The organism is Acidocella sp. MX-AZ02, from assembly GCF_000306035.1.
GTDB lineage: Bacteria > Pseudomonadota > Alphaproteobacteria > Acetobacterales > Acetobacteraceae > Acidocella > Acidocella facilis.
Genome location: NZ_JH976208.1, coordinates 146,138 through 149,031, shown reverse-complemented (window position 1 = coordinate 149,031; position 2,894 = coordinate 146,138). Strand labels below are relative to the sequence as shown.

2 protein-coding genes are annotated in these 2,894 nt (G+C 69.1%); both read left to right on the top strand.

The window, feature by feature from the left end; all coding sequences use genetic code 11:
- On the top strand, positions 1–1,691 hold a 1,691-nt coding region (locus MXAZACID_RS20075; RefSeq protein ID WP_008493949.1), incomplete at its 5' end, for a CHAT domain-containing protein.
- Between the two features lie 16 nt (positions 1,692–1,707).
- The coding region (locus MXAZACID_RS08940; protein ID WP_144052766.1) for a serine/threonine-protein kinase at positions 1,708–2,894 on the top strand (1,187 nt) is incomplete at its 3' end.

The following is a 2,894-nucleotide window of genomic DNA, read 5'->3' as shown; positions in this document are numbered from 1 at the left end:
TGCGCGGCGCGGCGCTGGCGCAAAGCGGCGACACCCAGGCCGCTTTATCCGCCTGCCGTGACGGTATCGCGCTGTTGCGCAAGCTGCGCCTGGGCGGCACCGCCGGGCTGATCGGGCCATGTCTGGATGTTTACGCCAAGGCGGCCACGGATGATCCGGCCCGGGCCGGCACGCTGCATGGCGAAATGTTCGAGGCCGCCGAACTCACCCAAGGCAGCGTCACCACCCAGGAAATCGCCCAGGCGGCGGCGCGGCTTGCCTCCAGCGCCAGCGATCCGAAAGTGGCAACCGCCATCCGCGCCCAGCAGGATGCGCAGCACCGGCTGGCCGATCTCTATCAGCAGCGCGACCAGGCGGCGCACACGGCCAATAATGGCGCGGCCCTGGCCAGGCTGGACAAGGACATCGCCGCCGCCACCGCGCGGCTGCAACAGGCCGGGCTGGCCGAGCAGGCGGCGGCGCCGAATTACGGGCAGCTCGTGCAGCAGGTGGTGCCCGCGACCGAGGTGCTGAAATTGCTGCGCCCGGATGAGGCCTTCCTCGGCATCACCACCACGCCCCGGCATAGCTGGCTGTTCTTCCTGCATGCCGGACGCGTGGACGTGGCCCAGGCGAACGAGACCGAGCTTGGCATGGCGCGGCTGGTGAAGCAGGTGCGCGCCAGCATCGAACCCGGCACCAATGGCCTGCCGGCGTTCGACATGGCCGACGCGGCGACGATCTATGCCGATACGCTGGGCCCGTTCGCGGCGCAGATGGCGGGAGTGCATGATCTGGTGGTGGCGCCCTCCGGCGCGCTGCTGGCCCTGCCCTTCGCGCTGCTGCCCACCGGCCCGGCCAGCGCCACGGATCTCGCGCATGCGCCCTGGCTGATCCGCCAGACCACCCTGGCCTATGTGCCGGCCGCGGCGAATTTCGTTTCCCTGCGCCGGGCAGAAGGAACGTCGGCGGCGAAGCAGCCCTGGTTCGGCTTCGGCGATTTCCGACCGGTGAGCCTGGCCCAGGCCCAGGCGACCTACAGCCCCGCCGCCTGCCCGCAGGCCGCGGCCGAATTCGCCGGGCTGCCGCAGCTGCCTTACGCCAAGCTGGAATTGCAGGCGGCATCGGCGATCTTCGGCGCCGGGCCGCAGGATGAGCTGCTGGGTGCCGGCTTCACCGTGCCGGATGTGGAAAAAGCGGATCTGAAGAATTTCCAGATCCTGCATTTCGCCACCCATGCGCTTCTGCCCACCGACCTGCCCTGCCAGGCGGAGCCGGCGATCGTCACCTCCGCCCCGGCGGGAGCGGCATCCGCCGACCAGGCGCAGCTGACCACCAGCGACGTGATGGGGCTGAAGCTGGATGCCAATCTCGTCGTGCTCTCCGCCTGCAATACCGGCGGCGGCGAGGAAGGCGGCGAGGCGCTCTCGGGCCTCGCGCGCAGCTTCTTCTTCGCCGGCGCGCGGGCAATGCTGGTGACGCAATGGTCGGTAAATGATCAGGTCTCGGCCTATCTGGTTGCCGATACGCTCTCGCGCCTGCATGCGGCCAGCGCCGGCGGGGCGGCGGGCAGCTTGCGGGCGGCGCAGCTGGCGCTGATCAGCGGTGCCGGCAAGGGCTTCCCGGCGCAGATCGCGGATCCGTTTTACTGGGCCGCCTTCACCGTCATCGGCGATGGCGGCGCCGAAGCTCTTTCCGGTTCCGGCAAGTGACGGCTATAACCAAACCATGACCGAAATGCTGGGCAAATACGAGCTGCGCCAGGTGCTGGGCAAGGGCGCCATGGGCACGGTGTATGAGGGCTATGACCCGATCATCGACCGGCGCGTGGCGATCAAGACCGTCAAGCTGCCGGATGCCGAGGATGTGGAAGCCCAGGAGGAGCTGGCCCGCTTCAAGCGCGAGGCGCAGGCGGCCGGGCGGCTCAGCCACCCCAACATCGTCGGTGTCTTCGATTACGGCGAAACCCCTGAAATCGCCTATATCGTCATGGAATTCGTCGACGGCACGACGCTGAAACATGTGCTGGACAAGGGCGAGCGCTTCGGCGTGCCCGAGATCGTGCGGCTGATGGAGGGGCTGATGGCCGGGCTGCAATACAGCCACGGGCGCGGCGTCGTGCATCGCGATATCAAGCCCGCCAATATCATGCTGACCCAGGCCGGCGAGGTGAAGATCGCAGATTTCGGCATCGCCCGGATCGAGAGCAGCTCGATGACCCAGGCCGGCACCATGCTGGGCACGCCCTCTTACATGTCGCCGGAGCAGTTCATGGGGCAGACCGTGGATGCGCGCACGGATCTCTATTCCTCGGGCGTAATGCTGTATCAGCTGCTGACCGGGGAAAAGCCGTTCGAGGGCGGGCTGACCGCGATCATGCACAAGGTGCTGCATACCGAGCCGCCGCCGCCCTCCGCGCTCTCCGTGAGCGTGACCCCGGCGCTGGATGCGGTGGTGAGAAAGGCGATGGCGAAACGGCCTGAGGACCGCTTCGCCGCGGCATCCGATTTTGCTCTGGCATTGCGTGAGGCGGCTGAGGCGAAGACCGCGGCGGTGGAGAGTTTCGGCCTGGGGGCTGAGGATTTCGGCGATGCCGAGGCGACGATGGTGGCCCCGCGCCGCCCCAGCGCGCCGTCGGCGCCAACGCCCCCGCCCGCGCCCGCACCGGTACCCAAGAAAAACGGCCCGAGCCCGGCAGTGCTGGGGGGCGCCGCCGTGCTGGTGCTCGCGGTGCTGGGCGGTGGCGGATATGCGTTGTTCGGCGGCCATAAGCAGGCGGCACCCTCGCCCGCCTCGCCGCCCGCTCCCGCCGTGGCGCAGGCCCCCGCGCCGGTGGCGCCGAAACCGGCCCCTGCTCCCGCCCTCACACCTGCTCAGTTGCAGGCGCGCTACAGCGCGACGCTGGGCGCTCTGCC